This window comes from Ensifer sp. R-19, assembly GCF_049905105.1.
Classification (GTDB): domain Bacteria; phylum Pseudomonadota; class Alphaproteobacteria; order Rhizobiales; family Rhizobiaceae; genus Ensifer.
Genome location: NZ_CP184569.1, coordinates 575932 through 602900 on the forward strand (window position 1 = coordinate 575932; position 26969 = coordinate 602900).

General features: G+C 63.5%; 24 protein-coding genes. 11 read left to right on the forward strand and 13 right to left on the reverse strand.

Features of this window, described 5'->3' with window-relative positions; genetic code table 11:
* Window positions 1-223 precede the first annotated feature (223 nt).
* The 5 genes from dxs to ACN9MO_RS02675 all read right to left on the reverse strand — a co-directional run bounded on the left by dxs (window position 224) and on the right by ACN9MO_RS02675 (window position 5634).
* Window positions 224-2137 carry a 1-deoxy-D-xylulose-5-phosphate synthase gene (dxs, locus tag ACN9MO_RS02655; RefSeq protein WP_162733638.1) on the reverse strand — a complete coding sequence of 638 codons (1914 nt, stop codon included), beginning with the start codon at window positions 2135-2137 and terminating at the stop codon, window positions 224-226.
* Window positions 2138-2381: 244 nt separating this feature from the next.
* Complete coding sequence (locus tag ACN9MO_RS02660) at window positions 2382-3305, reverse strand: pirin family protein (protein ID WP_057250730.1); 924 nt, start codon at window positions 3303-3305, stop codon at window positions 2382-2384.
* 110 nt (window positions 3306-3415) lie between these two features.
* Window positions 3416-3667, reverse strand: coding sequence for an exodeoxyribonuclease VII small subunit (locus ACN9MO_RS02665; protein ID WP_058320395.1), 252 nt, complete (start codon window positions 3665-3667; stop codon window positions 3416-3418).
* Between the two features lie 2 nt (window positions 3668-3669).
* Complete coding sequence (locus tag ACN9MO_RS02670) at window positions 3670-4599, reverse strand: histone deacetylase family protein (RefSeq protein ID WP_057250726.1); 930 nt, start codon at window positions 4597-4599, stop codon at window positions 3670-3672.
* A 63-nt stretch (window positions 4600-4662) separates the two neighbouring features.
* Window positions 4663-5634, reverse strand: coding sequence for a zinc-dependent alcohol dehydrogenase family protein (locus ACN9MO_RS02675; protein WP_113132872.1), 972 nt, complete (start codon window positions 5632-5634; stop codon window positions 4663-4665).
* A gap of 16 nt (window positions 5635-5650) precedes the next feature.
* On the opposite strand from ACN9MO_RS02675, the gene ACN9MO_RS02680 reads away from it, so the two are divergent.
* Window positions 5651-6052 (forward strand): acyl-CoA thioesterase, encoded by a 402-nt coding sequence (locus ACN9MO_RS02680; RefSeq protein WP_057250723.1) that lies wholly within the window; start codon window positions 5651-5653, stop codon window positions 6050-6052.
* Window positions 6053-6221: 169 nt separating this feature from the next.
* Here ACN9MO_RS02680 and ACN9MO_RS02685 read toward each other — a convergent pair whose 3' ends face one another.
* The 5 genes from ACN9MO_RS02685 to ACN9MO_RS02705 are packed head-to-tail and all read right to left on the reverse strand — an operon-like array spanning window position 6222 to window position 10766.
* Complete coding sequence (locus ACN9MO_RS02685; RefSeq protein ID WP_113132882.1) at window positions 6222-7403, reverse strand: thiolase family protein; 1182 nt, start codon at window positions 7401-7403, stop codon at window positions 6222-6224.
* Window positions 7381-8883: an AMP-binding protein gene (locus tag ACN9MO_RS02690; protein WP_113132871.1), complete on the reverse strand. Its 1503-nt coding sequence runs from the start codon at window positions 8881-8883 to the stop codon at window positions 7381-7383. Before ACN9MO_RS02690 ends, ACN9MO_RS02685 begins: the two co-directional genes overlap by 23 nt.
* A 4-nt stretch (window positions 8884-8887) precedes the next feature.
* Window positions 8888-9451, reverse strand: coding sequence for a biotin transporter BioY (locus tag ACN9MO_RS02695; protein ID WP_057250719.1), 564 nt, complete (start codon window positions 9449-9451; stop codon window positions 8888-8890).
* 35 nt (window positions 9452-9486) lie between these two features.
* Window positions 9487-10092 carry an energy-coupling factor transporter transmembrane component T family protein gene (locus tag ACN9MO_RS02700; RefSeq protein ID WP_113132870.1) on the reverse strand — a complete coding sequence of 202 codons (606 nt, stop codon included), beginning with the start codon at window positions 10090-10092 and terminating at the stop codon, window positions 9487-9489.
* On the reverse strand, window positions 10086-10766 hold the full coding sequence (locus tag ACN9MO_RS02705) for an energy-coupling factor ABC transporter ATP-binding protein (RefSeq protein WP_057250717.1): 681 nt from the start codon (window positions 10764-10766) through the stop codon (window positions 10086-10088). The genes ACN9MO_RS02700 and ACN9MO_RS02705 overlap by 7 nt, the downstream gene beginning before the upstream one ends.
* 172 nt (window positions 10767-10938) lie before the next feature.
* Here ACN9MO_RS02705 and ACN9MO_RS02710 point away from each other — a divergent pair, with 172 nt between their 5' ends.
* Window positions 10939-12138, forward strand: a complete 1200-nt coding sequence (locus ACN9MO_RS02710) for a winged helix-turn-helix domain-containing protein (RefSeq protein ID WP_113132869.1) — start codon at window positions 10939-10941, stop codon at window positions 12136-12138.
* Window positions 12139-12212: 74 nt separating this feature from the next.
* A complete protein-coding gene (gene tldD / locus ACN9MO_RS02715; protein ID WP_113132868.1) occupies window positions 12213-13628 on the forward strand; it encodes a metalloprotease TldD in 1416 nt (471 codons plus the stop codon).
* A 235-nt stretch (window positions 13629-13863) separates the two neighbouring features.
* Here the strand turns inward: tldD and ACN9MO_RS02720 are convergent, their stop codons facing one another.
* Window positions 13864-15135 (reverse strand): serine hydrolase, encoded by a 1272-nt coding sequence (locus ACN9MO_RS02720; RefSeq protein ID WP_425987114.1) that lies wholly within the window; start codon window positions 15133-15135, stop codon window positions 13864-13866.
* 231 nt (window positions 15136-15366) lie between these two features.
* Between ACN9MO_RS02720 and ACN9MO_RS02725 the strand changes: the two genes are divergently transcribed.
* The gene (locus ACN9MO_RS02725) at window positions 15367-16407 is read left to right on the forward strand and encodes a polysaccharide deacetylase family protein (RefSeq protein WP_425987115.1); all 1041 of its coding nucleotides are present in this window, start codon (window positions 15367-15369) and stop codon (window positions 16405-16407) included.
* An 11-nt stretch (window positions 16408-16418) separates the two neighbouring features.
* On the opposite strand, the gene pdxH is transcribed toward ACN9MO_RS02725, so the two are convergent.
* On the reverse strand, window positions 16419-17039 hold the full coding sequence (gene pdxH / locus ACN9MO_RS02730) for a pyridoxamine 5'-phosphate oxidase (protein ID WP_057250709.1): 621 nt from the start codon (window positions 17037-17039) through the stop codon (window positions 16419-16421).
* Between the two features lie 141 nt (window positions 17040-17180).
* Between pdxH and ACN9MO_RS02735 the strand changes: the two genes are divergently transcribed.
* The 4 genes from ACN9MO_RS02735 to ACN9MO_RS02750 all read left to right on the forward strand — a co-directional run bounded on the left by ACN9MO_RS02735 (window position 17181) and on the right by ACN9MO_RS02750 (window position 20603).
* Window positions 17181-17633, forward strand: a complete 453-nt coding sequence (locus ACN9MO_RS02735) for an RT0821/Lpp0805 family surface protein (RefSeq protein ID WP_110878073.1) — start codon at window positions 17181-17183, stop codon at window positions 17631-17633.
* A 206-nt stretch (window positions 17634-17839) separates the two neighbouring features.
* Window positions 17840-18946, forward strand: a complete 1107-nt coding sequence (locus ACN9MO_RS02740; RefSeq protein ID WP_110878074.1) for a DnaJ C-terminal domain-containing protein — start codon at window positions 17840-17842, stop codon at window positions 18944-18946.
* Window positions 18947-19154: 208 nt separating this feature from the next.
* Window positions 19155-19973, forward strand: coding sequence for an enoyl-ACP reductase FabI (gene fabI, locus ACN9MO_RS02745; RefSeq protein WP_113132865.1), 819 nt, complete (start codon window positions 19155-19157; stop codon window positions 19971-19973).
* A gap of 45 nt (window positions 19974-20018) precedes the next feature.
* Window positions 20019-20603 (forward strand): histidine phosphatase family protein, encoded by a 585-nt coding sequence (locus ACN9MO_RS02750; RefSeq protein ID WP_058320385.1) that lies wholly within the window; start codon window positions 20019-20021, stop codon window positions 20601-20603.
* A 94-nt stretch (window positions 20604-20697) separates the two neighbouring features.
* Here ACN9MO_RS02750 and ACN9MO_RS02755 read toward each other — a convergent pair whose 3' ends face one another.
* Complete coding sequence (locus ACN9MO_RS02755; protein WP_057250698.1) at window positions 20698-20958, reverse strand: DUF1344 domain-containing protein; 261 nt, start codon at window positions 20956-20958, stop codon at window positions 20698-20700.
* A gap of 295 nt (window positions 20959-21253) precedes the next feature.
* Between ACN9MO_RS02755 and ACN9MO_RS02760 the strand changes: the two genes are divergently transcribed.
* The 3 genes from ACN9MO_RS02760 (at window position 21254) to ribB (ending at window position 26868) form a co-directional block, all read left to right on the forward strand.
* Window positions 21254-24427, forward strand: a complete 3174-nt coding sequence (locus tag ACN9MO_RS02760) for a bifunctional diguanylate cyclase/phosphodiesterase (protein ID WP_425986469.1) — start codon at window positions 21254-21256, stop codon at window positions 24425-24427.
* A gap of 113 nt (window positions 24428-24540) precedes the next feature.
* Complete coding sequence (gene aroC / locus ACN9MO_RS02765) at window positions 24541-25641, forward strand: chorismate synthase (RefSeq protein WP_058320384.1); 1101 nt, start codon at window positions 24541-24543, stop codon at window positions 25639-25641.
* Between the two features lie 126 nt (window positions 25642-25767).
* Entirely contained in the window at window positions 25768-26868 is a 1101-nt protein-coding gene (ribB, locus tag ACN9MO_RS02770; RefSeq protein ID WP_057250692.1) for a 3,4-dihydroxy-2-butanone-4-phosphate synthase, read from the forward strand.
* Window positions 26869-26969: the final 101 nt, after the last annotated feature.

A 26969-nucleotide genomic window follows, 5' to 3' on the forward strand; every position in this document is an offset into this window, starting at 1 on the left:
CGCTTTGGGCTTAACAGCTAGGAAACCCAAGAAATCGGGGAATACTTACCGTCCGCCGCCTGCGCCACGCTACACCAGTTGCCTCCGCCGAGTGGTTCAACCCCGCAGATCTTTGTCTCGTGGGAACACAGCGATGGCGCAGACGGGAACTCCGACGGTATCCACAAAAAGCAAAACCCCGACCAGAGCCGGGGTTTTGCTTTTAAACGGGGCGCCGTTCGTGTCAGCCGGCAGCGCCGATGCCGATATCCTGCTTCTGGCCGAGCGCCTTGAAAACAGTAGAGACGATGCCGGCACGGTCGAGACCGGCGGCGGCATACATCGCTTCGGGCTTGGCCTGCTCCATCCAGATGTCGGGCATGACCATCGGGCGGACCTTGAGGCCGCCGTCGAGCAGGCCGTCTTCAGCGAGAAACTGCAGCACATGGCTGGCGAAGCCGCCGACGGCGCCTTCCTCGATGGTGGTCAGCACCTCATGGTTACGGGCCAGCTGGCGGATGAGGTCATGGTCAAGCGGCTTGGCGAAGCGGGCGTCGGCAACGGTCGTCGAAAGGCCGGCGGCGTCGAGGTCTTCGGCGGCCAGCAGACAGTCGGCAAGGCGCGTGCCGAAGGAAAGCAACGCCACCTTCGATCCTTGCTTGACGACGCGGCCCTTGCCGATCTCGAGAATCTGGCCGCGCTCGGGCATTTCGACGCCGACGCCTTCGCCGCGCGGATAACGGAACGAGATCGGGCCGGCATCATAGGCGGCGGCAGTGCGCACCATGTGCTTGAGCTCCGCCTCGTCCGCGGCAGCCATCACCACGAAACCGGGCAGCGTCGCCAGATAGGTCGTGTCGAACGAACCGGCATGGGTCGGACCGTCGGCGCCGACGAAGCCGGCGCGATCGATCGGGAAGCGCACGGGCAGGCCCTGGATCGCTACATCGTGCACCACCTGGTCGTAGCCACGCTGGAGGAAGGTGGAGTAAAGCGCTGCAAAGGGCTTGTAGCCTTCGGAAGCAAGACCGGCGGCAAAGGTTACGGCGTGCTGCTCGGCAATGCCGACGTCGAAGCAGCGCGACGGATGGACCTTGGCGAATTTGTCGAGACCGGTGCCGGACGGCATTGCGGCGGTGACGGCGACGATCTTGTCGTCGAAACCGGCTTCCTGCGTCAGCGCATCGGCAAAGACCGAGGTATAGGCCGGCGCATTCGGCTTAGCCTTCGCCTGGGCGCCGGTGATGACGTCGAACTTGTTGACCCCGTGATACTTGTCGGCCGCGGCTTCCGCCGGCGGATAGCCCTTGCCCTTCTGCGTCACCACATGGATCAGCACCGGACCTTTGGCATTGTCGCGCACATTGCGCAGCACGGGCAGGAGATGGTCGAAGGAGTGCCCGTCGATCGGGCCGATATGGTAGAAGCCCATCTCTTCGAAGAGCGTGCCGCCGGTGACGTAACCGCGGGCATGCTCGACAGCGCGGGTGATCGCCCGGTCGACGGTCTTGCCGAGATAGGCGGTCAGCTTCTTGCCGACCTCGCGGATGCCCATATAGGTGCGGCCCGAGGCAAGGCGTGCCAGATAGGCGCTCATCGCGCCGGTCGGCGGCGCGATCGACATGTCGTTGTCGTTGAGGATGACGATCAGGCGGGCGTCGAGCGCGCCGGCATTGTTGAGCGCCTCATAGGCCATGCCGGCCGAAAGCGCGCCGTCGCCGATGACGGCGATGACGTTGCGGTTCTTGCCGTCGAGATCGGCGGCGACCGCCATGCCGAGGCCGGCGGAAATCGAGGTCGAGGAATGGGCGGCGCCGAAGGGGTCGTATTCGCTCTCGGCACGGCGGGTGAAGCCGGAAAGGCCGCCTTCCTGGCGCAGCGTCCGGATGCGGTCGCGACGGCCGGTCAGGATCTTGTGCGGGTAGCACTGGTGGCCGACGTCGAAGATCAGCCGGTCATCCGGCGTGTTGAAGACCTTGTGGATGGCAATCGTCAGTTCGACAACGCCGAGGCCGGCGCCGAGATGGCCGCCGGTGCGCGACACCGCGTCGATCATTTCCGCTCGGACCTCACCGGCAAGCTGCGGCAGATCCTTGTCGTCGATCTTCTTCAGATCGTCGGGGAAAGTCACCTTGTCGAGCAAGGGAGTAGCCGGCATCGGATTGGTTGGCAGTTGTGTCACGCTGCATGCCTCATGCGCGCCGTGGGATCAGGCGCGCGATAGTTGGTGGTACCGTCGAAGCGGCTCTTTAGACGCAATCGTTGCTGAATGCAAAATTAGGCGTTCCTGCGTCGTCAACCAAGAGACTAGCGCATGATTCTGTGAATCGAAATCGATTCAAGCGCCATGAGGCAATGTTGCGCGGTTTTATGCGCTCATGCCGTTCTACTTGCGGTCGAGATCAGCTTTCGGGCAGGGGAACAAATTCTTCCTCGTCGCCAGGCACGATGTCGAAGCGGCCGGTGCGCCACTCTTCCTTGGCCTTCTCGATGCGCTCTTTGGAGGAGGAGACGAAGTTCCACCAGATGTGGCGGGCGGAGCCAAGTGCTGCACCGCCGAAGAGCATGACGTGACAGCCCTCAGGCCCGGCGGTCACCGTGATCTCGTCGCCCGGACGGAAGACGAGCAGCTGGTTGTCGGCAAAGTGGTCGCCGGCGATGATCGCCTCGCCGGAGAGAATGTAGAGCGCGCGTTCTTCCCACTGTGCGGCAAAGGGGGCGCTTTTGCCCGGAGCGATGTTGAGGTCGACATAGATGGTGTCGGTGAAGACCGAGACGGGCGACTTCGCGCCTTCGAAATTGCCGAGGACCACCCGCGCCTTGATGCCGTCATCGCTCATATGCGGCAGCATGCGCTCCTCGGTGTGGCTGAAAATCGGGTCGATTTCTTCCTTGTGGTCGGGTAGTGCCAGCCAGGTTTGCAAGCCGGAGATCGAGCGCGCGTGGCCGCGCTGGTTTTCGGGCGAGCGCTCGGAATGCACGATGCCGCGGCCCGCGGTCATCAGGTTCACGTCGCCGGGGCGGATCACCATCTCGGTGCCGAGGCTGTCGCGATGCTTGATTTCGCCGTCGAAGAGATAGGTGACGGTCGAAAGCCCGATATGCGGATGCGGGCGCACGTCGATCGCCTCGCCGGCGCGGAGCAGCGCCGGGCCCATGCGGTCGAAGAAGATGAAGGGACCGACCAGGCGCCGCTTCGCCGACGGCAGGGCGCGGCGAACCTGCAGCCCGCCGATATCGCTGGTGCGCGGAACGATCAGATGTTCGATGGCGTCGCAGGCGGGCTTGTCGCCGGCGAGCGGATCGGGGCCTGGAAAGAAAGACATGGCGCGTGCTCCCGTTTCTTGCTGTCATATCAATAACTAGCGCCTGCGCGGTGAGGCGGCTAGGGACCAATCCGATACGAAGCGTTTCCGCGGAGCAATCAATCCGCTTCTCAATCGGCGTCGAGCGGCTCCACGCCCTGCGGTTTGCCGGCCCGGTCGAGGCGGATCTTTTCGATGCGGTCTTCGGCAGCCTTCAGCAGCGCCTCGCAATGCTTCTTCAGCGCTTCGCCGCGCTCGTAGATCTCGATCGACTTGTCGAGGGCGACGTCGCCGCGCTCCAGCGCCGAGACGATCCGCTCCAGTTCCTCGACGGCCTGCTCGAAGGTGAGGGCGGAAACGTCCGGTTGCGTGGTGTTGTTCATGGTTACCCTCTCATCAGTCTTGAGATATGCAGGCCGGCCGATTCGGCCAGGCCTTGAAGGTCATAGCCGCCTTCGAGCAGGCTGACCATGCGGTTGCCGGCGCTGCGGTCGGCGATCTCGTGCAGGCGTCCCGTCGCCCAGTCGAAATCCTCGGCGACGAGGTTGATCTGCGCCAGCGGATCGCGGTGATGGGCGTCGAAGCCGGCGGAAATCAGGATGAAGTCCGGCCGGAAATTGGTGAGCGCCGCAAGCACGCGGCTGCGGAACGCCTCGCGGAATTGCTCGCTGCCCATGTTCGGCGACAGCGGCGCGTTGACGATGTTGCCCTTGACGCCCGTCTCGTCCTTGGCGCCGGTGCCGGGATAAAGCGGCATCTGGTGCGTCGAGCAGAAGAGCACGGACGGATCGTTCCAGAAAATGTCCTGCGTGCCGTTGCCGTGGTGCACGTCCCAGTCGACGATCGCGACGCGCTCGGCGCCATGGGCCTTCTGGGCGTACCGGGCGGCAATCGCCACCGTGTTGAACAGGCAGAAGCCCATCGCCTTGTTTTTCTCGGCGTGGTGTCCCGGCGGGCGCGCCGCGATGAAGGCGTTGTCGGCCTCGCCGGAAAAGACCGCGTCGACGGCCGCAGTCGCCCCGCCGATGCCCGTTAAGGCGGCGTCGAGGCTTAAGGGGCTGGCATAGGTATCCGCCTCGAAATGGTTGAGGCCTTCCTCCGGGATGGCGCGCTTGACGTTACGCAGGTGTTCTTCCGGGTGAACGAGCAGAACGAGATCTTCGCTCGCCTTCTTCGCCTCGATCCGCTTGAGATCGGCGAAGTTCGGATGTTCGAGCGCAAGGTTCAGCGCCTTCAGCCGGTCCGGCCGTTCGGGATGCCCCTCCGGAACCTCGTGTTCCAGAAAGACCGGATTTTCATAGAGGAACGTGGTCATGTCGCGAAACCTAGTGCTGTCACCCTGCAAGGTCCATGGCGAGGCAGTCGAAAGGCGGAATTTTCAACAGCGCGGATCGAGCAGCAGTTTGCCGTCGCGGCCCGCATCTGCCTGATGCGCAAGCGCCGCGCCGAGCTGGCTCAATGGATAGATCTCCGCGATCCGGCTGGAAAAGAGACCGGTGCGCAGGCCGTCGAAACTTTTCGCAAAGGCGGCCTCAATCGCGAGCCGTCCGGCCGAATGCACCCAGGTGCGGAGCCACAGGAACGAGAAGCGGATATCCGGCCGCGACTGGATCACTGCGTGAGATACCGGCACGCCGCTCAGCGCCCCGTACTGGATGAAGGCGCCGCCGGGTTCGAGGGTGCGAAGAATGAGATCGCCGGCAAACGGACCGCCGACGGCGTCGATGATCGCGTCGAGCCGGAGTTCGGGTATGCGGCTCTCGTCGCCAAGAACGACGTGGCCGGGAACCTCGCTTGCAAGCCGCTCGGCGCTGCGTTGTCTGCGAACGATGCCAATGGCCTTCGCCCCTTCGCCGGCAAGCAGCTTCATCAGCATCCCGCCGATCGCGGACCCTGCCGCCGTGACGCCGATGCGGCGCCGGTCGAGCGCGCCGAAATGCGCGCGCAGTGCCTCGATCAGCTGCAGCGCCGTCAGCGGATTGACGTAGCAGGTCGCGGCATCGGTCTCACTGATGTCGTCGGGCAGTGTGAAACACCATTCGGCCGGTCGCAGCAGATACTCCTGCCAGAGGCCGCTGGCGCCGATCGGTACCACGCGGTCGCCGGGTTTCAGGGAAGTCACGCCGCCGCCGACGCGCGTCACCGTACCGAAGCCCTCGAAGCCCGGAACGAAGGGCAGGGTGGTGCGGGCGCTGTAGGCGCCGGTCACCGGGATGAGATCGGACGGGTTGATGGCGGCAAGCGACAGCGCTACTTCGACTTCGCCCGGTCCCGGTGCGACGCGTTCCCCATCGACGAGCGCAATCACTTGCCGGGGGTCGCCGAACTGTCTAACGAGGGTGGAGCGCATCGTCGGGGAGCCTCGCATGGACGGCAGGGAGCTGGAGAACGTTACGGAAATCCGTATTCCTTTTCGCGATATAGACATGCACGGCCATATGCACAATGCCGCCTATTATGCCCATGCGGAAGCAGCCCTTTCCAGTCTCTGGCGCCACCGCCCGCATGTGGTGAACGAGCCGAGCTATCTCGTGCGCCGCTCGGCCTGCGTCTATCACCGCGGCCTGCGCTACGACGAACCGGCCCGCTTTACCGTCAACGTAACAAAGATCGGCGGCAGCTCGATCAGTTTTGCCGTCAAGGTCGAGGCGCGCGGCCAACTTGTGGCGGAAGTGGAGGTCGTCTGGGTGGCGGTCGATCCGCAACGCCACACTCCGCTGCCGCTGCCGACCGCGACACGGGAATGGCTGGCGGCCTATACGGTCTGAACCAAAGCAATTGCAGGAAAAGTGCGAAGCGGTTTTCCGTCCGCAATTGCGCACCCTTCAGTACGATTGCAGGAAAAGTGCGAAGCGGTTTTCCGTCCGCAATTGCGTACCCTCCAGCTACGATTGCAGGAAAAGTGCGAAACGGTTTTCCGTCTGGAACTGCGCGCGCTCAGACGGCGCGAAACAGGGCGACGATGCCCATGCCGCCGCCAACGCCCATCATCGCCAGTCCTTCGGTGCCGGCGGGCGCGGTCGACATTTGCGAGAAAAGCCGGACCGCAAGGATTGCTCCTGATGCGCCATAGGGATGGCCGAGCGCGATGGCGCCGCCATCGAGATTGACCCTTTCCTCCGCAATATCGAGCTGGTCGAGACTGCCAAGCACCTGTGAAGCGAAGGCCTCGTTGAATTCGATGAAATCGACCTTGGCCGGATCGAGCGCGGGTTGCCGCACTTTCAGCTTCTGTATAGCCGGCACGGGGCCGAGACCGAGGAGATTGGGATGGACGCCGGCCGTCGCGGCATCGACGAATTCGAGCATGAAGGGAACGCGAAGTCGCTGGGCCTCGGCAAGGCTGGTCACCAGCACCACGGCCGCGCCATCATTGATCGGGCAGGCATTGCCGGCGGTCACCGTGCCACCCTCGACGAAGACCGGCTTCAGCCGCTGCAGTGTTTCCATCGACGCGTTCGGACGCGGGCACTCATCGCGAGACACAAAGCCCGCCGCCGTCTCGATCGGCACGATCTCGCGGACGAAACGGCCGGCAAGCTCGGCTTCAACGGCGCGGCGATGGCTTTGAAGCGCAAAGGTATCCTGCCGTTCGCGAGAGATCCTACAGGCGGTCGCGACGTTTTCGGCGGCGACGCCCATGTCCGGATCGCCGATCTCGTCCGGCGCCATGCGGGCGCGCTTGACGGGCGCGAGCTCGCCGCCGCGCTCCAGCGGCGGCCTCAGACGGATATGCGCGCGGCTGGCGCTCTCGGTCCCGCCGGCCAGGTAGAAGCGGCCGGCACCCGCCTGGATCATCCGCGCCGCGAGCGCGATCGCCTCCAGCCCGGAGCCGCATTGCCGATCGACGGTCACGCCCGGCGTCGAGACCGGCAGGCCTGCTTCGAGCGCTGCGAGCCGGGCGAGATTGCCGGCGCTGTTTGCGGCATTGCCGAGAATGACGTCGTCGATCTCGGTCGCTTCAAGCCCGACGTCGCCGAGAATACGGGCGATCAGCGGTGTTGCCAGCTGCGACGGTTCGATATCGCGAAGCGTGCCGTTGACCCGGCCGATTGGCGTCCGGAGCGCGGCGATGATCACCGGTATGCGTGCCGGCTCAGTCGATGAGTTCGAGAGCATCGTTTCCATCCGCGATCCATTGCCTGAGCGTGCCCGCCGCCACCTTGCCCGACTGCGTCATTGGCATCTTCGGGCAGAGCCAGATGCGGCGCGGATGTTTGTAGCGCGGCAGATGGGCAGCGAGATGACGCTCAAGTGCGTCTCGGTCAAATATGCTGCCCTCCGGCTCGATGACGGCGACGAGTTCGCTGCCGAGGTCCGGATGATCGAGCCCGAGGACGAGCGCAGCGTGAACGTCAGGGTAGGCGACAAGTGTCGCCTCCACTTCCTGCGGGTAGATGTTGTTGCCGCCCGACAGAACCATGCCGCCGGCGCGCCCGAGAAGATGAAGCGTACCGTCGTCGTCGAGGAAGCCAATATCGCCCACCGTCGCAAGCTCGCCAAGACGACGGAAGCCGGCGCCATCGCTTTGCCCGACATAACCGTCGGAGATGAGGGCGCTGTCAACGAAGATCGTCCCCGTTTCGCCCATGGGCACTTCATCCCCTGTGTCATTGCGAATGCTTAGCGCAACGCCGGGAAAGGCGCTGCCGACGGCGGTGGCCGAAGCGGTGTCGTCCTTTGTTGCGACGCTGATGAAGCCCAGTTCCGAGGCGCCGTAATATTCGATGACCTCCGCCTTCGGAAAAGCGAGTGCGGCGACAGCGCGGTCACTCGCCGTCAGTTTGGCGCCGGCGACCGTGATATGTGTGACGCAGGCCTGCGGTCTGTTCGCGGCCGCTGCGCAGAGCCGCCGCAGCATCGTCGGTACCAGCACCAGGCGTTGCACTTTCTCCGTCTCGATGATGGTCAGCGCTCGCGCTGCGTCGAAATGAGCCGCCCCGATGAATTCGGCGCCGGCGCAGAGCGTTTCGGCGAGCGCGTAGAGCGTCAGCCCGTGCGCTAGCGGACCGGGAGCAAAGGTGCGGGTGCCATGGTCGATGCCGAAAAAGCGCGCGCCGGTGGCCAGGCTCCTGCGCCACGAGCCGCGATCACGGATGATCGCTTTCGGCGCGCCGGTCGTTCCCGAGGTGAAAACGACCAGAAACGGCTCGCTTTCTTTGCCGGCTGCGAGTGGCGCTCGCTCTTTGCCGTTGCTCTCGCGGAAGGATCGCGTCTCGCCGCTTGCCGGAGCGTGAAGAGACAAGTCCGCGCCATTGGCGCTGACGATCAGATCGGGAGACAGACGATCGCGCATGGCCTGGCGGGTTGCGGCCGGCAGATGCGGGTCGATGAGCGCGACACAGTTACCTTGGCTGGTGGCGGCGAGAAAGGCGGCGGCGAAGAGTGGATGATTGCCGGCCTCAAGTACGATCAGGCATGCGCGGGCGCCAAGCACGCTGCGGTGCCCGGCAACCCCCGCCAAATCGTCGAATGCCGCAACGAGCTGTCCGGCGAAGCGCTTCAGCTCATCGAAAGTGAAAACCCGGCCCTCCATACGGAAGGCCGGGGCATACGGATGTTCGTCCGCGTGGCGATGGATCGCGGCGGCAAACGGCATCGGCTCAGGCGCGTGCCGGCAGCAGCGGATAGCCGGCGTAGACGGCGCGGGCTGCCAGCGTAGCGATCGCTGCCTTCAAGAGGTCGCCCGGGATGAAGGCGAGCGAACCGGTGGCGACGGTCAGGAGCGGCGTGCCGGTAACCGCCGAAACCCAGGGCATGCCGATTGCATAAAGCACGACGATGCCGCCGAGGACGGAGGCGAGGAAGAAGCCGATGAACTGGCGCGTTTCCGCCTGGCCCTCGCGCACCGCGCGCTCGGCAATCAGGCCGGTGACGAAGGTGGCGACGACCCAGCCGATGATGAAGCCGCCGGACGGGCCGGCCAACACGGCAAGACCGCCGCGACCGCCCGAGAGCACCGGCAGGCCGATGGCGACCAGAAGCAGGAACAGCAGAAAGGCGAGTGCGCCGCGCTTGGCGCCGAGAATGCACCCGGCGAGCATCACGCCCATCGACTGGGCGGTGATCGGTACCGGAATGAAGCCGAGCGTGATCGGCGGAATGAGGCCGAGCACGACGACGATCGCGGCGAAGAGGGCGATGAGGACGAGATCTCTGGTGTTCATGACGTTCGGTTCCCTGTGTATTAGATTTTTCGCATCTATTGGCGACGAAATCCGCGCGCGTCAATTGCCGCAGCGATGGTGTCGGCATCTTTGAGCGTCAGGATGATCAGCGGCCCGATGATCGTCAACGGTCGGATCGGCAGGCCGCGGGCGCGGTGCGCCTCGCGGATCGCCTCGTAGCGCGCGAAGATGTCGGGCACGAAGCGCAGCACCAGCCCGAGCGCCAGGCTGACATCGGCCGCCCGCATCAAGCCCAGCCGTTCGAGCGGCATCAGCAGGATGGTGATCTCGTCCATGAAGGCGCTGATCGTCGTCGTCGCCGTGACGGCGGCCGCAAACAGCACCAGGGCCATCAGCCTCAGCGTCAGGGTCGCGACCTCGCCGACCGGCAGCAGAAAAAGGTTGACCGCGGCCAGAAAGAAGATCGTCAGGAAGACGAAGCCGACGCGCGCGATTGCCTCCTTCAGGGGGAGCCCGACGGAAAGATAGAGGCCGGCGGCAAGGACGAAGGCGATCGCCTGCAGCACCAGTGAACCGCTGAGGAAGAGGACGATGCTCAGGGCTACGAGTGCAATGAGCTTCACTCTCACCGGCAGGCGGTGCAGCAGGCTGTCGCCTTCGATGTGCAGGCTCGTCAGCATCCGGCGATCTCATGGTAGCGGCGGATCGTCTCGCGCGGGTCGCCGTCGGCCGCAAGCCGCCCCTCGTGGAAGAGCAGCAGCCGGTCGACGTTTTCGACGAGTGCAAGATCGTGGGTGATCACCACCGTATCCTCCGGCAGCCCCTCGATCGTTTCGGCGACGCGGCGTCGATTGCGCAGGTCGAGCTGGTTCGTCGGCTCATCGAGGATGAGGATTTTCGGATCGGTGACGACGACGCTTGCCATGGCGACGAGCTGCGTCTCGCCGCCCGAAAGCTCGTGCACACGCCGTCGTGCCAGATGTTCGATACCGAAGCGCGACAGCGCGCCTTGCATGCGGCGGTCGATTTCCTCGCGAGGAAGCCCGCGGTTCTTCAAGCCGAAGGCGATGTCCTCGGCAACGATGGGCATGATCAGCTGGTGCTGCGGGTTCTGGAAGATAAAGCCGGCTTCGGAAAGCACGGCGCGATCGTCTTCGACCGTGTTCAGCCCGTTGACCGTCACTCGACCCGAGGAAGGCTTGACCAGGCCATTGATCAGCCGGGCGAAAGTGGTCTTGCCGGAACCGTTGAGACCGATGATACCGACGCGCTTTTCACTGAGCGCCAAGTTCAGTGGGTGCAAGGCCACCCGCTCGCCGAAGCGGACCGCGCAATCGGTAAAGCGGATGTCCATTCCGTCCCTCGCTATCTTCGGCCCGCGCCGCTTTCGGGGTGCTCTATAGGCCAAGTCCGACAACAAGGGCAATGCGGTGGAGCGGGACCGAGATGCGAGCAGAACACGGCGCACACATTTCCTCATCCTGCTCCAGTTTGAATTATGGGAATAAAAGCCTATTCTTATCGCCATGACGATTCGCCTTTCCAACAGCGACGCCCGTCGCATCTTCCTCGCCAAGCAGGGCCTTTCCGGCGCTCCGAACCGCGCGCTCGGCAAGGAGGGGCTGCTGAAGCTCATCCACGACATCGGCTTCGTGCAGGTGGACAGCATCGCCACGGTCGAGCGCGCCCATCACCAGATCCTGTTTGCTCGCAACCAGACCTATCGCCGCGAACATCTGACGGCGCTTCTGGAAGATGATCGAGACCTGTTCGAGCACTGGACGCACGACGCCTCGATCATTCCGAGCAGCTTCTTCCGCTACTGGAAGCACCGCTTCAAATGGGAAGGCGAGACGATCGTCGAGCGCTGGCAAAAATGGCGCGGCGAGGGCTTCGAAAAAGGCTGCGACGAAACATATCAGCGCATCGCCGAGGGCGGACCGGTGCTGGCGCGCGACCTCAAGGAAGCCGAGCACGAATCCGGTGGCTGGTGGAACTGGCATCCCTCGAAGACCGCACTCGAAGTGCTCTGGCGCACCGGAAAACTGGCGATCGCGCGGCGTGAGAATTTCCAGAAGGTCTATGATCTGACCGAGCGGGTGATCCCGCCGCATCATCAGGATGGCGACGTCAGCCACCAGGAATTCATCGATTGGGCTTGCCGCAGTGCGCTCGAACGCCTGGGCTTTGCCACCCACGGCGAGATCGCCGCCTTCTGGGATCTCGTATCCCCCGACGAGGCGAAGACCTGGGTTGCCGAGCATCGCGATGAACTTTGCGAAGTGTTGATCGAGGCGATCGATGGTGGCCGCCCGCGCGCCGCCTTCGCCTTCACCGGTTTTCCGCAAGCGCTCGGCGATATCCCGGAACCTCCGGGCCGTGTCCGGGTGCTCAGCCCCTTCGACCCGCTGCTGCGCGACCGCAACCGCACGGAGCGGCTGTTCGGCTTCTTCTATCGCATCGAGATCTTCGTGCCCGAGGCCAAGCGCGAATACGGCTACTATGTCTTTCCACTGATCGAAGGTGACCGGATGATTGGCCGCATCGACATGAAGGCGGACCGCAAGCGCGGCAGCCTCGACGTGCGCAAGCTCTGGCTCGAGACGGGCGTCCGCGCGTCGGCAGGCCGCCTGGAGCGCATCGATGCGGAGCTCGAGCGTGTTGCCCGTTTTGCCGGCGTCGAAAAAGTGGAGCGCCTCGAAGGCTGGGACGCATCGCTTACGTGATATTTTCCTTGGCTTGAACCCGCGGCCTTCCTAAATGGAGGCGATAGAATTTCTCGACGCGGGAGCGCACCACCATGAACACCGATCTGATGAGCCTCTTCGATGCCGACGAGGCAACGATCCGCAAGGTTCTCTCGGAGACGCTCGCCGGCGCCGACGACGGCGAGCTCTTTCTTGAACATGCGCAAGCCGAGGTGCTGTCCTTCGACAACGGCCGCCTGAAGGGCGGCAGCTTCAACACCGATCAGGGCTTCGGCCTCCGCGCCGTCGCCGGCGAGGCAGTCGGTTATGCCCATTCAGGCGAGCTTTCGCTGTCGGCGCTTCGCCGTGCTTCCGATGCGGTGGCGCAGGTCACCCGCGGCTATGCCGGCTCCTATGCGGCCGCGCCGCAGCGCACCAACAAAAAGCTCTATGGCGACGAGAACCCGATCGGCGAGCCGAGCTTCGAGGCGAAGGTTGCCCTGCTGCAGGAGATCGACGCCTATCTGCGCGCCAAGGATCCCAAGGTTCGCCAGGTGACGGCGTCGATCGCGGCAAGCTGGCAGGTTGTCGACATCCTCCGCGCCGACGGCCACCGCGTGCATGACGTCAGGCCGATGACCCGCATCAACATCTCTGTCGTCACCGGTGACGGCGACCGCCAGGAAAGTGGTTCCTTCGGCACCGGCGGGCGTCGCGGCTTCGGCGATTTCGTCACCGAGGAAAACTGGAAGATGGGTGCCGACGAGGCGCTGCGCCAGGCGCTGGTCAATCTCGACGCGATCGATGCACCGGCCGGCACCATGGACGTGGTGCTCGCCTCCGGCTGGCCCGGCGTTATGCTGCATGAGGCTGTAGGCCATGGCCTCGAAGGTGATTTCAACCGCAAGAAAACGTCGGCTTTCGCCGGCCTTTTGGGCGAGCAGGTCGCTGCCAAGGGCGTCACTGTCGTCGACGATGGCACCATCGAGGCGCGCCGGGGCTCCATTTCCATCGACGACGAAGGCACGCCGTCCGGCTACAACGTGCTGATCGAGGACGGCAAGCTCGTCGGCTACATGCAGGACCGCCAGAACGCCCGGCTGATGGGCATGCAGCCCACCGGCAATGGCCGCCGTCAGGGCTACGCCCATGTGCCGATGCCGCGCATGACCAACACCTACATGCTCTCAGGCGACAGGACGCCGGAGGAAATCGTCGCTTCCGTCAAAAAGGGCATCTATGCCGTTTCCTTCGGCGGCGGCCAGGTGGACATCACCTCCGGCAAGTTCGTCTTCGGCTGCACCGAGGCCTATCTCATAGAAAACGGCAAGATCGGTGCGCCGGTGAAGGGCGCCATGCTGATCGGCAATGGCCCGGACGCCATGAAGCGCGTGACCATGGTCGGCAACGACACGAAGCTCGACACCGGCATCGGCAATTGCGGCAAGGCCGGCCAGTGGGTGCCTGTTGGCGTCGGCCAGCCGCATCTGCGCATGGATCAGATCACCGTCGGCGGCACGCAGGCGTAAGGATAGCGATAGCGGTCTTCAAGCTGTGATTTCTGTCACCGGAGACCGCCACGCCAAGCCACGAACTCAGGTTCAACGGGGATGCTGGCGAGATCGTGCGGCGCCGCGGAAGATGAGCGCGAGGAAGGACTGCTCCTTGGCTACAGCGAGGAGCAATGTGACTGGTGGCTCGCCAATCGTTTCCGCAGGATCATCGCGGAAACTTGATGAGGGCTGCCTCTGTCGCCGCCTCCGCTCACCCGCGTGACGGCAGCATCATGCAATCATAGGAGCGCTGCTTGAGCGCATCGCAGGCCGCGGCCGCAGCGTCCCGGCTCGAGAAGCCGACGAAGCGGGCGCGGTAGATCGCATTGGCGCCCTTGCCGACCGCTTCAGTGTAGGGTGTGGCTCCGGCGAGGGGAGCGCCGGCTTCGGAGCGTGCCTGAGCGAGCAGCATGCGGGCTGCCTCGGCAGACGGTGCCGCCGAAATCTGGATCTGCCAGCCGCCAGCTGCAGCAGGTGCTGCGGCCGTCGTTTCGATCTCGGCCACCTCGGTGGGACGTTCCGCAGGTATAGCGGCTGTGGATGTCGCCGCAATCAAAGCGGCAACGGAATCCTGCTTCGCCCGCTGGGGCGCGGCAAAGGGCATCGGAACGTCCGATGTCGCCGCCGACGCCACCTCGACCGGCGTTTCGACCACCTTCCCGCCGCGGGTGGACGCGACCAGCTGCCGCCCGGTCTTCGTCGAAGCCTTGCCGACATGGCGATCGAGAAGTGCCGCCATCTTGGCATCGCGGCTGCGCGCCGACCGCCCACCGAGCACGACGCCGACCACCCGGCGATTGCCGTCCTTGACGGCGCTGACGAGATTGAAGCCGGAAGCGTTGGTATAGCCGGTCTTGATGCCGTCCATGCCCTCGTAGCGATACATCAGATTGTTGTGGCCGCGGACCTTGCGGCCGCGGAAGCTGAAGCTCTCGGTGGCAAACAGCCGGTATTCCCTGGGAAAGTCGCGCATCAGCGCGACGGCAAGCGTCGCCATCTCACGCGCTGTCGTCACCTGCTGGCTGGCCGGCAAACCGGAGGCGTTGATGAAGACCGTCTTGTGCATGCCGAGCTGCCGCGCCTTGGCGGTCATCATCCTGGCAAAGTTTGCCTCCGACCCTCCGAGCTTTTCCGCCATTGCCGTCGCGGCATCGTTGCCCGAACGTACGATCATGCCGAGCACCGCCTCGCGGACCGTGATGGTCATGTCGGGCTTGAGGCCTAGGCGCATCGGCGGCTTGGCCGCCGCCGTCTTCGAGACCTTGATTTTGCTGTCCCACGAAAGTTCGCCGCGCCGCAGCGCCTCGAAGGTCATGTAGACCGTCATCATCTTGGTCAGCGAGGCCGGATGGTTGAGCACGTCAGGGTTTTCGGCCGAGAGGACTTTGCCGGTGCGCGCATCCAGTACCAGCGAGGCGGTTCCGGCGATTGCCGTTGCGGACCCAAGCGCGAAAGCGAAGATCGCAAGCAGGAGGCAGCGCAAAGTTTTCATGTCGATCCCCGTCGGAAAGCGCCGTCGGCCGGGCGCAAAGCTGTTTCGTTTTGTGACAAGGTGCGTGTCTTTGTTGCAACTTTAGGGCGGAATGTGGCGGTCCCGCCCTGTTTTCGGGGCCGTGGTAAATGGCCAATGAATGTCCTCTCCGTTCAACAAGGTTTAACGCCCTCGCCGTTAACTTTCCAGGCCTGTATGCCGCGGGGAAACATGGGGCCGAACATCAAGAGCACGATCGCGACAATTGTTCGCCGCGCCGCCATCGCCGGCGGACTGGAGGTCGCCGGAGGGCTGAGCCGCGTCGGGCTGATGGGTGGTGCGCGCGGCAAGGGGGCGATCTTCACGCTGCACCATGTCCGGCCGAGGCTTGCGCGTGCCTTCGATCCCAACGCCCATCTGGAGATCACGCCGGAATTCCTCGACGCAGCTTTGACGACACTGAAGCGTGACGGCTATCGCTTCGTCCCGCTCGAACAGTTGCCGGATGCGCTGGCCGCCGGAGGCGGGCCGATCGCCTGTCTTACGCTTGATGACGGCTACCGGAACAATCTCGTGCATGCGCTGCCCGTGTTCGAGCGCCATGCCGCACCCTTCACCGTGTTTGTCACTGGGGGCTTCATCGATCGAACCCATACGCTCTGGTGGGAAACGCTCGCCGACGTGCTCGCGACGAAGGAGACGCTGCGGTTCGACTTCGGTCACGGTGTCGAGACGCTGCCAACGCATACGACTGCGGACAAGCAGACGGCCTTCAATCGTGTCGCGGCGGTCGTTCATAGCCGCGATGAAGCGACGGCCATTGCATTGCTGAACGCCGTAGCGATCGAACACGGCATCGATCCGCTGGCGATTACCGAACGGCTGACTTTGGATCAGACAGGGCTTCGGCGGTTGATCGAAAGCCCGCTGGCCAGCCTCGGCGCGCACACGATCAGCCATCGCCCAATCGCGCGCCTGAGCGGCGACGACGCAAGGCGAGAAATTCGCCAGTCGGCGGAGCGTGTCGAGGCCATTACCGGCCGGCAGCCTCTGGCCTTCGCCTATCCCTATGGCGACGCACCAGCCGTCTCGGCACGCGATCATCGCATCGTCGCCGATCTCGGTTTTTCCCTCGCGGTCACCACCCAGCCCGGCACGCTCGTCGAACGCGCGAAATTCAGCCTTCATGCGTTGCCGCGCATTTCGCTGAATGGTCATTTCCAGCGGGCACGTTACGTCTCGGCGCTGGCGTCCGGCATCCCATTCCGCTTGGCGGGCGCCTGAACGGCCGCCAATTAAGGGTACATGCGCACCTTTTCCCAGCCGCCTTCGGGTGTTGCGCGACGGAACTCCATCCGGTCATGCAGCCGGAACGGGCGGTCGTGCCAGAATTCGATCGAGGTCGGGCGGATGCGGAAGCCGGACCAATAGCTCGGGCGCGGGATCTCGCCGAGCGCGTGGCGGGCGGTGTATTCGGCGACGGCCTTTTCCAGTGCGAAGCGGCCTTCAAGCGGGCGTGACTGTTTCGATGCCCAGGCGCCGATGCGGCTGCCGCGCGGCCGGCTCTTGAAGTATTCGTCTGCCTCTTCGTCGGTCACGATCTCGACCGGACCGCGCACGCGCACCTGACGCCTCAGGGATTTCCAGTGGAAGCACATGGCTGCCTTGCGGGCGCCAAGGATTTCCTGGCCCTTCTGGCTCTCGAAATTCGTGTAGAAAACGAAGCCGCGTTCGTCGAAGCCCTTCAGCAAAACCATGCGGACATTCGGCAATCCGTCGCTGTCGACGGTGGCGAGCGCAACCGCGTTCGGGTCGTTGATTTCGCTGCCTTCCGCGTCCTTCAGCCATGTGCCAAACAGGGAAAAGGGCTCATTTGATTCGGTGAAGTCACCGCTTGTTAACTCATTCGCCGCCATTATTGCCTTCCAATGCCGTGATGTCTGGCGCGGAAATGCTTCGGGATGAGCCCGACCGGTATTTCCGCATCAAAAATGTCGGAGCCTGTACGTTGACCTTCTCGAGCAGCGTGCGGCTCCAGCGAGTCTGACAGGATTGCCGTGCAAGACATAGCAAAGTGGATCGATACCAAGAAGGGGTATTCCTTCGCCTTGCTGCGTGGCGCGGCAATTTGCCTGCCGGTCCTGTCGCTTTCCGGCTGCATGGGCGCGGGTCTCGATTTCTTTGGCAGCGGCGTCGACCGCACGGTCTCGACGGGCACCGTTCCCGTTGCCAAGACCTCCGATGGCCTCTCCGACGCCGTGATGGTTCGTAATGCCGTGACATCGGCCGAACTCGGTGGCGGCTCGATCAACCCGATCCCCTGGGCCAACGCGACTTCCGGCAGCGCCGGTGTCATCAGCATCATTCAGGAAGACCGCGCGAGCGGTATGCTCTGCCGCCGCTTCACCACGACGCGCCATTCCTACGAGGGCATAGCAAAGTTCGACGGCAGCACGTGCCAGGGCGGCGATGGCGCCTGGTATCTGACGAGCTTCGGCCCGCGCGCCTGAGATAGCGCGGCAATCGGCGATTAACCACAATTCTCTAAAAATGCGAACGATCGTCCGCGGCGCTCATTCCAGAGCCGGTGGCGCCGTTGCGGCTAACCACTATTTAGCAAGTTCTCCGGATCATCGGTGCTCAGTGGACGGGCGGCAATGACGCCTTCAATCGGGGCATAAGGCGGGCATCAGGGAGAGGCCGCCGATCAGAGAAGATGGTAGAAGCCATGCGTGATCCCTATGCGATCCTCGGTGTCCGGCGCAACGCCGGGCAGGACGAAATCAAGGCGGCCTGGCGTTCGCTGGCAAAGGCCGTGCATCCGGACCATAACCAGGACGATCCCACCGCCGCCGAGCGCTTTGCCGAGGCAGGCAAGGCCTACGAGCTTCTGCGCGATCCGAAGCTCAGGAGCCGCTACGACTATGCGCGCCGCGAGGCCGAGCTTCGTCGCATGGAGGCGATGAAGGCAAAGATGCGTGGCAATGTCCAGGAGGAGGCGCCCGTCGACGCGGAGACTGCCGAGGACGCCATCTCGCAGATCTTCGGCGCCGAAGCACGTGCCAAATCGGCCCGGTCGTCGCCGAAGCCGGCGTCGAACCCATCGCCCAAGCCCGCGCCGAAACCGGCAGCGGCCAAGGAGCCGGAACGCCCGGCTCAAGCTGCCGAGGCAAAGCCTGAACCTGCGGCCGATGCGCAGCCGGAAGCCGTCGCCAGGACGGATACGCCGCTCATGCAGCGCGCCGCAGCGCCCGCAGCCGAACTCGTCGCAGCCATCGTCCGGCGTATCCGCGGCCGCGCAGCAAAGACCGCCGAGAAGGTGCCCGACCTTACCGTCGATCTGGCTGTCAGCATCCAGGACCTGATCAATCGCCAGCGCCTGACGGTCGAACTTCCGGATGGCGAGAGCCTGAAGGTTCAAATTCCCCCGGGTGCCGTCGATGGGCAGACCATTCGCCTGGCGGAACAGGGTTATCGCGTCACCGGCATGAGCCGCGGCGATGTCGTCGTCACACTCAGGGTCGATCAGAGCGGCACCTTCCGCACCCGCGGTCTTGACTTACTCACGACCCTGCCGATCGATCTGCAGGGTGCCGTCCTTGGCTGCGAGGAGCGCATCGAGACGCCGGTTGGTCCGGTCACCGTCGTCGTGCCGGCCTGGTCCGGTTCGGACAAGATCGTCCGTCTCGCAGGCCAGGGCCTGCCCGGAACCTACGGGACCCATGGCGATCTCCTGGTGGAGCTGCGGCTGGTCCTGAAAGACACGCCGGATGAGAAGGTGACCGATCTGATGAAGTCGCAGCGCGACGGATTCTATCTGTGACGGTCGATTTGTGACAGTTCGCTGACACTTTGAACCAATATTACGGGGACTAACAGTTCCTGATCTCAGGCGCGCTTGAACCACCCTTGCCACTATGCCATAGGCAATTCTCGACAATTTGCCGCACCCGTTCGGTGGGGTGTGTATGACATTTGTGAACTTTGGCACCGGCGCCGGCCGTTGCTGGAAATAGTATTGGGGACTTACCATGGCTCAGGCATCCGGTCTGATGAAGGGCAAACGCGGCGTCATTATGGGCGTTGCAAACAACCGTTCCATCGCATGGGGCATTGCCAAGGCCATCCACGCGCAGGGTGGTGAAGTTGCGTTGACCTATCAGGGCGATGCGCTCAAGAAGCGCGTCGAGCCGCTGCTCGCCGAGATCGACGGCTTCATGGCCGGCCATTGCGACGTTAGCGACGAAGCCAGCATCGACGCCGTCTTCGATACGCTCGAAAAGCAATGGGGCAAGATCGATTTCGTGGTGCACGCGATCGGTTTCTCCGACAAGGACGAACTCACCGGCCGCTACGTCGATACCTCGCCCGAGAACTTCGCCAAGACGATGCAGATTTCGGTCTACTCGTTCACCGCGGTTGCCCGTCGCGCTGAAAAGCTGATGACCGATGGCGGCTCGATGCTGACCCTGACCTACTACGGCGCCGAAAAGGTCATGCCGAACTACAACGTCATGGGTGTGGCCAAGGCTGCGCTCGAAGCCAGCGTGAAGTACCTCGCGGTCGACCTCGGCCCGAAGAACATTCGCGTCAACGCCATTTCCGCCGGCCCGATCAAGACCCTGGCCGCCTCCGGCATCGGCGACTTCCGCTATATCCTCAAGTGGAACGAGTACAACGCGCCGCTGCGCCGCACCGTGACGATCGAGGAAGTCGGCGACGTCGGCCTCTACATGCTCTCCGACCTGTCGCGTTCGGTCACCGGTGAAGTCCACCACGCCGACAGCGGTTACCATGTCGTCGGCATGAAGGCGGTGGACGCGCCCGATATCTCCGTGATCAAGGACTGATCGGCACGTTGCCGGTTCGACGGCCCCGCTGCCCGGAGACATGTTGTGCTGATCTATGTGATCCGTCACGGACAGACCGACTGGAATGCCGAAAGCCGGCTCCAGGGGCAGAAGGATATCCCGCTCAATGATTTCGGTCGCCAGCAGGCGACCGGCAATGGCGCAGCACTTGCCGGTATCCTCGGCACCGACGCCGCGCATTTCGATTTCGTCGCGAGCCCGCTTGGCCGCACGCGCGAGACTATGGAGCGCGTGAGGCTGGCGATGGGGCTCGATCCCGCCGCCTACCGTACCGACGAACGGCTGAAGGAGGTATCCTTCGGTGACTGGGAAGGGCACACGCTTCCCGAGCTCAAGCGCTCGGCGCCGCAAAGGATCGCCGAACGGCGCGCGGTGAAGTGGGACTTCATTCCGCCGGGACCTGATGCCGAGAGTTACGAAATCCTGTCCTGGCGTGTTGCCGCCTGGCTAAAGGACGTGACGAAGCCGACCGTCTGCGTCAGCCACGGCGGTGTCATCCGATCGCTTTTCAAGCTCTTTGGAGAAATGGAGGCCGAAGAGGCTGCGTCTGCGGCGATCCCGCAGGATCGCCTTCTGCGCATTTCCGGCGGTGCCATCGGCTGGATCTGACGGCCGGAACGATAACCCGCCCCAAAGCAATGCCAGGAAAAGTATGGAACGGTTTCCCGTCCGGAATTGCGTGATCTGAGGGACGGGTCGCTGCTTACTGTACGATTTCGAGGTCGTTGATGACCCGCTTGCCATCGACTTCGGTATAGAAGACCAGCACCTTCACGCCCTCCTTCAGGCCCTCGAAATTGAATTCTTCGGGTGCCTGGTAGCTCTTGCCGTCATCGAGCTGCAGGCTGAGACGTTCGGTGTCGACACCCGTAATGGTCGCTTCCACGTCGGCGCTTTCCGCAAGAGCGGACAAAGGCGAAAGCAAGCCGGCGGCGGCCATGAGCGCGGCAATGACAAAACGCATCTTTCTTGCCCTTTTCAACGATTCTGCGAACATTCTTGTCATCACCCTTGGTCCCCGATTGTGGCAAAAATTGCCTTGTAACTTGGCTTTTGGCCGTCAGGCCCCGGTTTTTTGATGGCCTGTCCGACGCCGCAAGACTGGACGGCGACATCGTTTTTTTCAAGCGGGGGAGCGTCGAAGTAGGGGAGGCGGAATATTGATTTCCCCATGAATCATAGGGTTTTCCAAGGATTTGTGACGAAAGCCAATCTTAAGGTTCGCTCGCTACCTTTGGTTGGGGATCGAGGGGAAAAGATTGAAGATCATCGACGTTCTGCGCCAGCGCATTCGGGCGGCAGCCAGATTTGCGAAACCATCGCTCATACCAGCGGCGATCGCCGGCCTCGTCGTGTTTGCCGGCGGGTACGTCTATGAGCGGCAGAATCGCGAAAACTTCCAGAGTGACCTCAGGATCGATGTCGAGAACGAACTGAACCTCATCGCCAACCGGTTGCAATCGGAGATAAACACCAACATCGCCGCGCTGAACGGATTTGCCAACAGCATCGGCGTGCACCCGGCGATGACGCCTGACGATTTTACCGTCATGGCAACGAAGCTTCTTCTCCAGAACCCGCAGATGGTGCGCGCTTCGGCTGCGCCCGCCGGTGTTGTGCGGATCGCCTTTCCGCGTGAAAGCCAGCAATGGTTCGTCGGCACCGATTTCAACAGGTTCGGCGCGACAAGGCACGCGATAGAACGCGCATCGTCGACGGTGAGACCCGTGATGATCGGCCCCATTCGCTTGCCGAGCGGCCGCAACGGCTTCGAGCTTTTCTTGCCTGTCTTTTCCAAGATCCAGGGACGGATGGAGCGCTGGGGCTATGTCGAGGCCATCATCGATGAAAGGGCGCTCTATCGCGCCGCGCGCCTCTTGGAGGCGGGCAGCGAAACGCCGGAACTGACGAAGGATCATCGCCACGTCGACGTTCACCTCGCGATCAGGGATATCTCCGAGCAGGAGCGGATCCAGGATGCGTTCTTCGGCGACGACGCGCTTTTCCGCAAGGCACCGGTGACGCGTCGGCTGGATCTGGCGGGTGGCGCTTGGGAGCTCGCAGCCATGCCGGTTGGCGAGTGGGACCAGCTTCCCGAAAACATCGATGCCATTCGCTTGGCGATCGCCGCCGCTGTCGCAATCGTGGTAATCCCGATCCTCTTGACCGGCGGGCTCTTCAACGAACGGCAGCGCAACATTGCCAAGCTGAAAGCGCGGGAAGGGGAGGTGATGACGCTCTCCCACCGGCTGAACCTCGCGCTCGACGCGTCCAAGATCGGCGTCTGGGAGATCGACGTCGAAACGCAGCAGCGCTCCTGGGACGATCGCATGTTCCACCTGCATGGGCTGGAGGTCCATCTGGAGGAACCGACCTATGAGGAGTGGCGCGCAACAGTGCATCCGGAGGACATCGGCATCGCCGCCAACGCGCTGTTCCGCAGCCTGGACGACGGCCTGGAATATCGCTCGCAATACCGGGTCGTGCTGTCTGACGGAACCTTGCGCCACATCCGCAACGTCGGATCCAGCCACCGCGGCGCCGATGGGCGCGCAAAGGTCACCGGCATCAGTTGGGACGTCACAGACGACGTTATGAAGACCGAGCGGCTGACTGCGGCCAAGGCCCAGGTCGATCAACAGAACCTCGAGCTCGAACAGGCACTGAAAGGTCTTTACGAGCGTGAGCAGGATCTTGAACTGCTTTCACGCCGGCTCGACCTGGCACTCGATTCCTATCGATGCGGCATGTGGGAGGCGGACCTCGATAGCGGACTGACCTATTGGGACGACCGCATGCACCAGCTCTACGGCCTCGTCTACACCGATGGGACCACCAACGAGGAGACATGGCTCACCGCGCTTCATCCCGATGATCGGGCGCCGGCGCTGGACGCGGTCAACCGCGCAATCGCGGCGGACGAGACCTATGTGCACCAGGCGCGCGTGTTTCTGCCGGCTGGCGGCGTCCGCCACATCCGGTCGGTCGGCAAGCTTCATGTGGCGCCGGATGGCGCACGCAAATTCGTCGGCATGGCGCTCGACGTCACCGAAGACGTGCTGATGACCGAGCAGTTGCGGGCAGCCAAGGCGATGGCGGATGCGAAGAACGCCGAGTTGGAGCAGGCGCGGGTACGGATCGAGCACAACGCCCTGCACGATCCCCTGACCGGTCTTGGAAATCGCCGCATGCTCGACAAGGCGCTGGAGCGGCTGGCGAGGGCCGGTGATCTCGAGGATATCGCCATCCTCCATATCGATCTCGACCGTTTCAAGCAGATCAATGACACGCTCGGCCACGCAGCCGGGGACGCCATGCTGATCCACGCTTCCGAAATCCTCCGGGCAAATATCCGGCCCGGCGATATCATCGCCCGCATCGGTGGTGATGAGTTCGTGGTCGCGGTCACCGGTGCGCCGGGCGAGGCGGCGCTGGCGGCGCGCTGTGACCGGATCATCGCCGCGATGCGCCAGCCGGTCGATTACAACGGTTTTCCCTGCCGCTTCGGTGTCAGCATCGGTGTGGCGGTGGGCCGTGGCGCGGAGATCGATGCGCGCAAGCTGCTCGTCAATGCCGATATCGCGCTCTACCGGGCCAAGGAGGCGGGCCGTAATCGTTATCAGTTCTTCACCGAGGTGTTGCAGGCCGAAGTGGTGACGGCCAAGCGGATCGCCGACGAGATCCTCGAAGGCATCGAACGGGACGAGTTCGAACCCTGGTATCAGCCACAGTTCGACGCGACCACGCTTGCGCTGTGCGGGGTGGAGGCGCTGGTGCGCTGGAACCACCCGCGTGAGGGCATCCTGACGCCGGATCGTTTCCTTGGCATCGCGGAGGAATTGAATGTCATGGCGGCGCTTGATCGCCTCGTGCTGGAGAAATCGCTGATCGACCACATGCGCTGGGCGGCCGCCGGCCTCAGAGTTCCCAAGATTTCCGTCAACGTTTCGGCGAAGCGGCTTCAGGAGGATGATCTGCTGTCCTCGCTCGAAGGCTTGAGCATCGCGCCCGGCCAGATCTGTTTCGAACTGGTGGAATCGATCTTCCTCGACGAGAGCGACGACATCGTTGCCACCAACATCGAAGGTATCAAGAAACTCGGCATCGATATCGAGCTCGATGACTTCGGCACCGGTCATACCTCGATCGTCAGCCTGCTGAAGATCAAGCCGAAGCGGCTGAAGATCGATCGGCAGCTCGTCGTTCCGGTTCTGAGCGCGCGGCGGGAGCAGGCCCTGGTCCGTTCGATCATCGAGATCGCCCGCTCGCTCAACATCGAGACCGTTGCCGAAGGTGTCGAGACGATGGCACATGCGGAGATGCTCGGCATCCTCGGCTGCGACGTCCTGCAGGGCTATGCCTTCTCCCGGCCGTTGAGCGCGGAGAAGTTCCTCGCCTTTGCGACCGACCGCGGCCTGCGCCTGGCGTCGTGACGAAGCGACGGCGGTAGGCGCAAAAGTCTTTCCCCGCCCCCGGCTTTCCACTAAGAGAGGGCATCCGCGTACGAAACGTACGGCCGTTGCTTGCTTAAGGTCCGGTAGCCTTCATGTCGCATAACACTTTCGGTCACCTCTTCCGCGTCACCACCTGGGGCGAAAGCCACGGCCCGGCGCTTGGCTGCGTGGTGGATGGTTGCCCGCCCGGCGTCCGTTTCACGCTCGCCGAACTTCAGGCCTGGCTCGACAAGCGCAAGCCCGGGCAGTCGCGTTTCGTGACGCAGCGCCGCGAGGATGATCTCGTCAAGGTGCTCTCCGGCGTGATGTTCGACGAGGACGGCGAGACGATGATCTCGACCGGGACGCCGATCTCCATGCTGATCGAGAACACCGACCAGCGTTCGAAGGACTATTCCGAGATCGCCAAGCGTTACCGTCCTGGCCACGCCGACTACACCTATGATCTGAAATACGGCATCCGCGACTATCGCGGCGGCGGCCGTTCCTCGGCGCGCGAGACCGCGGCGCGCGTTGCCGCCGGCGGCATCGCCCGCAAGGTCGTTCCGGGGCTCGTCGTGCGCGGCGCCCTCGTCCAGATCGGCAAACACAAGATCAACCGGGCCAACTGGGATTGGGCCGAGGTGGGCAACAACCCCTTCTTCGCGCCGGATCCGGAGATCGTGCCGGTTTGGGAGGAATATCTCGACGGCATCCGCAAGGCCGGCTCCTCGATCGGCGCCGTCGTCGAAGTGGTCGCCGAGGGCGTGCCCGCCGGCATCGGCGCGCCGATCTATGCCAAGCTCGATCAGGACATTGCCTCCAACCTGATGTCGATCAACGCCGTCAAAGGCGTCGAGATCGGCAACGGCTTCGGTGCGGCCGAGATCACCGGTGAGGAGAACGCCGACGAGATGCGCATCGGCGCCGACGGCAAGCCGGTCTTCCTCTCCAATCATGCCGGCGGTATTCTCGGCGGCATCGCCACCGGCGAACCCGTGATCGCGCGTTTTGCCATCAAGCCGACGTCGTCGATCCTCACCGAGCGCCGCTCGGTCGACAGCGATGGCAAGGAAGTCGATGTCCGCACCAAGGGCCGCCACGACCCCTGCGTCGGCATCCGCGCCGTGCCGATCGGCGAGGCGATGCTTGCCTGCACGATCGCCGATCACTACCTGCGTGACCGCGGCCAGACCGGCCGGCTTACTGCATAATTCCTTAAATCGGAATCGATTTAAGGACAAAATTATGCAGCAACTTAAAGTGTTACAGCGACCTTTGCTCGTCTACGAGACGCGCGGCGCTGTAAGTAATTCGCCCTCTATTTCGGGAAGAGCACCATGTCCTATGACCAGAAGCGTGTCGTCGACGCCATCCGCGCCTTCGAGGCCGGCGAAATCGTTGTCGTGACCGATGATGACGGCCGCGAGAACGAGGGCGATTTGATCGTCGCCGCGGTGCATTGCACGCCGGAGAAGATGGCCTTCATCGTGCGCCACACGTCGGGCATCGTCTGCACGCCGATGCCGCGCGAGGAGGCGAAACGCCTCAACCTCAATGCCATGGTTGCTGAAAACGATTCTGCCCATACGACGGCCTTCACCGTCTCGGTCGATTTCAAGCACGGCACCACGACCGGCATTTCCGCCGATGACCGTACGTTGACGGTGCGCAACCTCGCCAACCCCAATGTCGGGCCGACGGACTTCGTTCGCCCGGGCCACATCTTCCCGTTGGTCGCCCGCGAAGGCGGCGTTCTCATGCGCTCCGGTCACACGGAAGCCGCCGTCGACCTCTGCAAGCTCGCAAGCCTGCCGCCGATCGGCGTCATCTGCGAACTCGTCAACGATGACGGCACCGTCATGCGCGGACCGCAGGTCGCGAGCTTTGCCGAGACCCATGGGCTGAAACAGGTTTCGGTCGCCGACCTCATCGCCTACCGCCAGCGCAAGGAAACCCTGATCGAGCAGGGCGGATCCTTCGATATCGAAACGCCCTACGGTGCGGCGAAGGGGCATTCCTATTCGCTGCCCTGGGATCCGATGCAGCATCTCGCCGTCGTCTTCGGCGATATTCGCGACGGCGTCGATATCCCGGTCCGCCTGCACCTCGAAAATGTCGGCGCCGACGTGTTCGGCAAGGACTGCCAGATCGATCGCGTCATGAAGCGCATTGCCGACGAGGGCAGGGGGGTCATCGTCTACCTGCGCGAAGGCTCGGTCGGCGTCGGCGTGTCGCAAACGGCCCGCAAGGGCAAACACGATCGTGAAGCACATGACGAGGCGCAGGCGCGCGAGAACGAATGGCTGGAAATCGGCCTCGGCGCCCAGATCCTGAAAGATCTCGGCATCAGCTCTATCCGCCTTCTTGCCTCGCGGGAGCGCCACTATGTCGGCCTCGAAGGCTTCGGCATCAAGATCGCCGGAACCGACATCATCTAAAGCTTGACGTCTCTGAATACGACAAAGCCCGGATCGTCGATCCGGGCTTTGTCGTTTGTGCCGGCGGCTGCCAATAAAAAAGCCGCGCTCGAGCGCGGCCC

Excerpts from the sequence above, each read along its gene's own strand:
- dxs (WP_162733638.1), bottom strand. The coding sequence starts at position 2,137 with ATGCCGGCTACTCCCTTGCTCGACAAGGTGACTTTCCCCGACGATCTG.
- ACN9MO_RS02660 (WP_057250730.1), bottom strand. The coding sequence starts at position 3,305 with ATGTCTTTCTTTCCAGGCCCCGATCCGCTCGCCGGCGACAAGCCCGCC.
- ACN9MO_RS02665 (WP_058320395.1), bottom strand. The coding sequence starts at position 3,667 with ATGAACAACACCACGCAACCGGACGTTTCCGCCCTCACCTTCGAGCAG.
- ACN9MO_RS02670 (WP_057250726.1), bottom strand. The coding sequence starts at position 4,599 with ATGACCACGTTCCTCTATGAAAATCCGGTCTTTCTGGAACACGAGGTT.
- ACN9MO_RS02675 (WP_113132872.1), bottom strand. The coding sequence starts at position 5,634 with ATGCGCTCCACCCTCGTTAGACAGTTCGGCGACCCCCGGCAAGTGATT.
- ACN9MO_RS02680 (WP_057250723.1), top strand. The coding sequence starts at position 5,651 with ATGGACGGCAGGGAGCTGGAGAACGTTACGGAAATCCGTATTCCTTTT.
- ACN9MO_RS02685 (WP_113132882.1), bottom strand. The coding sequence starts at position 7,403 with ATGCTCTCGAACTCATCGACTGAGCCGGCACGCATACCGGTGATCATC.
- ACN9MO_RS02690 (WP_113132871.1), bottom strand. The coding sequence starts at position 8,883 with ATGCCGTTTGCCGCCGCGATCCATCGCCACGCGGACGAACATCCGTAT.
- ACN9MO_RS02695 (WP_057250719.1), bottom strand. The coding sequence starts at position 9,451 with ATGAACACCAGAGATCTCGTCCTCATCGCCCTCTTCGCCGCGATCGTC.
- ACN9MO_RS02700 (WP_113132870.1), bottom strand. The coding sequence starts at position 10,092 with ATGCTGACGAGCCTGCACATCGAAGGCGACAGCCTGCTGCACCGCCTG.
- ACN9MO_RS02705 (WP_057250717.1), bottom strand. The coding sequence starts at position 10,766 with ATGGACATCCGCTTTACCGATTGCGCGGTCCGCTTCGGCGAGCGGGTG.
- ACN9MO_RS02710 (WP_113132869.1), top strand. The coding sequence starts at position 10,939 with ATGACGATTCGCCTTTCCAACAGCGACGCCCGTCGCATCTTCCTCGCC.
- tldD (WP_113132868.1), top strand. The coding sequence starts at position 12,213 with ATGAACACCGATCTGATGAGCCTCTTCGATGCCGACGAGGCAACGATC.
- pdxH (WP_057250709.1), bottom strand. The coding sequence starts at position 17,039 with ATGGCGGCGAATGAGTTAACAAGCGGTGACTTCACCGAATCAAATGAG.
- ACN9MO_RS02740 (WP_110878074.1), top strand. The coding sequence starts at position 17,840 with ATGGTAGAAGCCATGCGTGATCCCTATGCGATCCTCGGTGTCCGGCGC.
- fabI (WP_113132865.1), top strand. The coding sequence starts at position 19,155 with ATGGCTCAGGCATCCGGTCTGATGAAGGGCAAACGCGGCGTCATTATG.
- ACN9MO_RS02755 (WP_057250698.1), bottom strand. The coding sequence starts at position 20,958 with ATGCGTTTTGTCATTGCCGCGCTCATGGCCGCCGCCGGCTTGCTTTCG.
- aroC (WP_058320384.1), top strand. The coding sequence starts at position 24,541 with ATGTCGCATAACACTTTCGGTCACCTCTTCCGCGTCACCACCTGGGGC.
- ribB (WP_057250692.1), top strand. The coding sequence starts at position 25,768 with ATGTCCTATGACCAGAAGCGTGTCGTCGACGCCATCCGCGCCTTCGAG.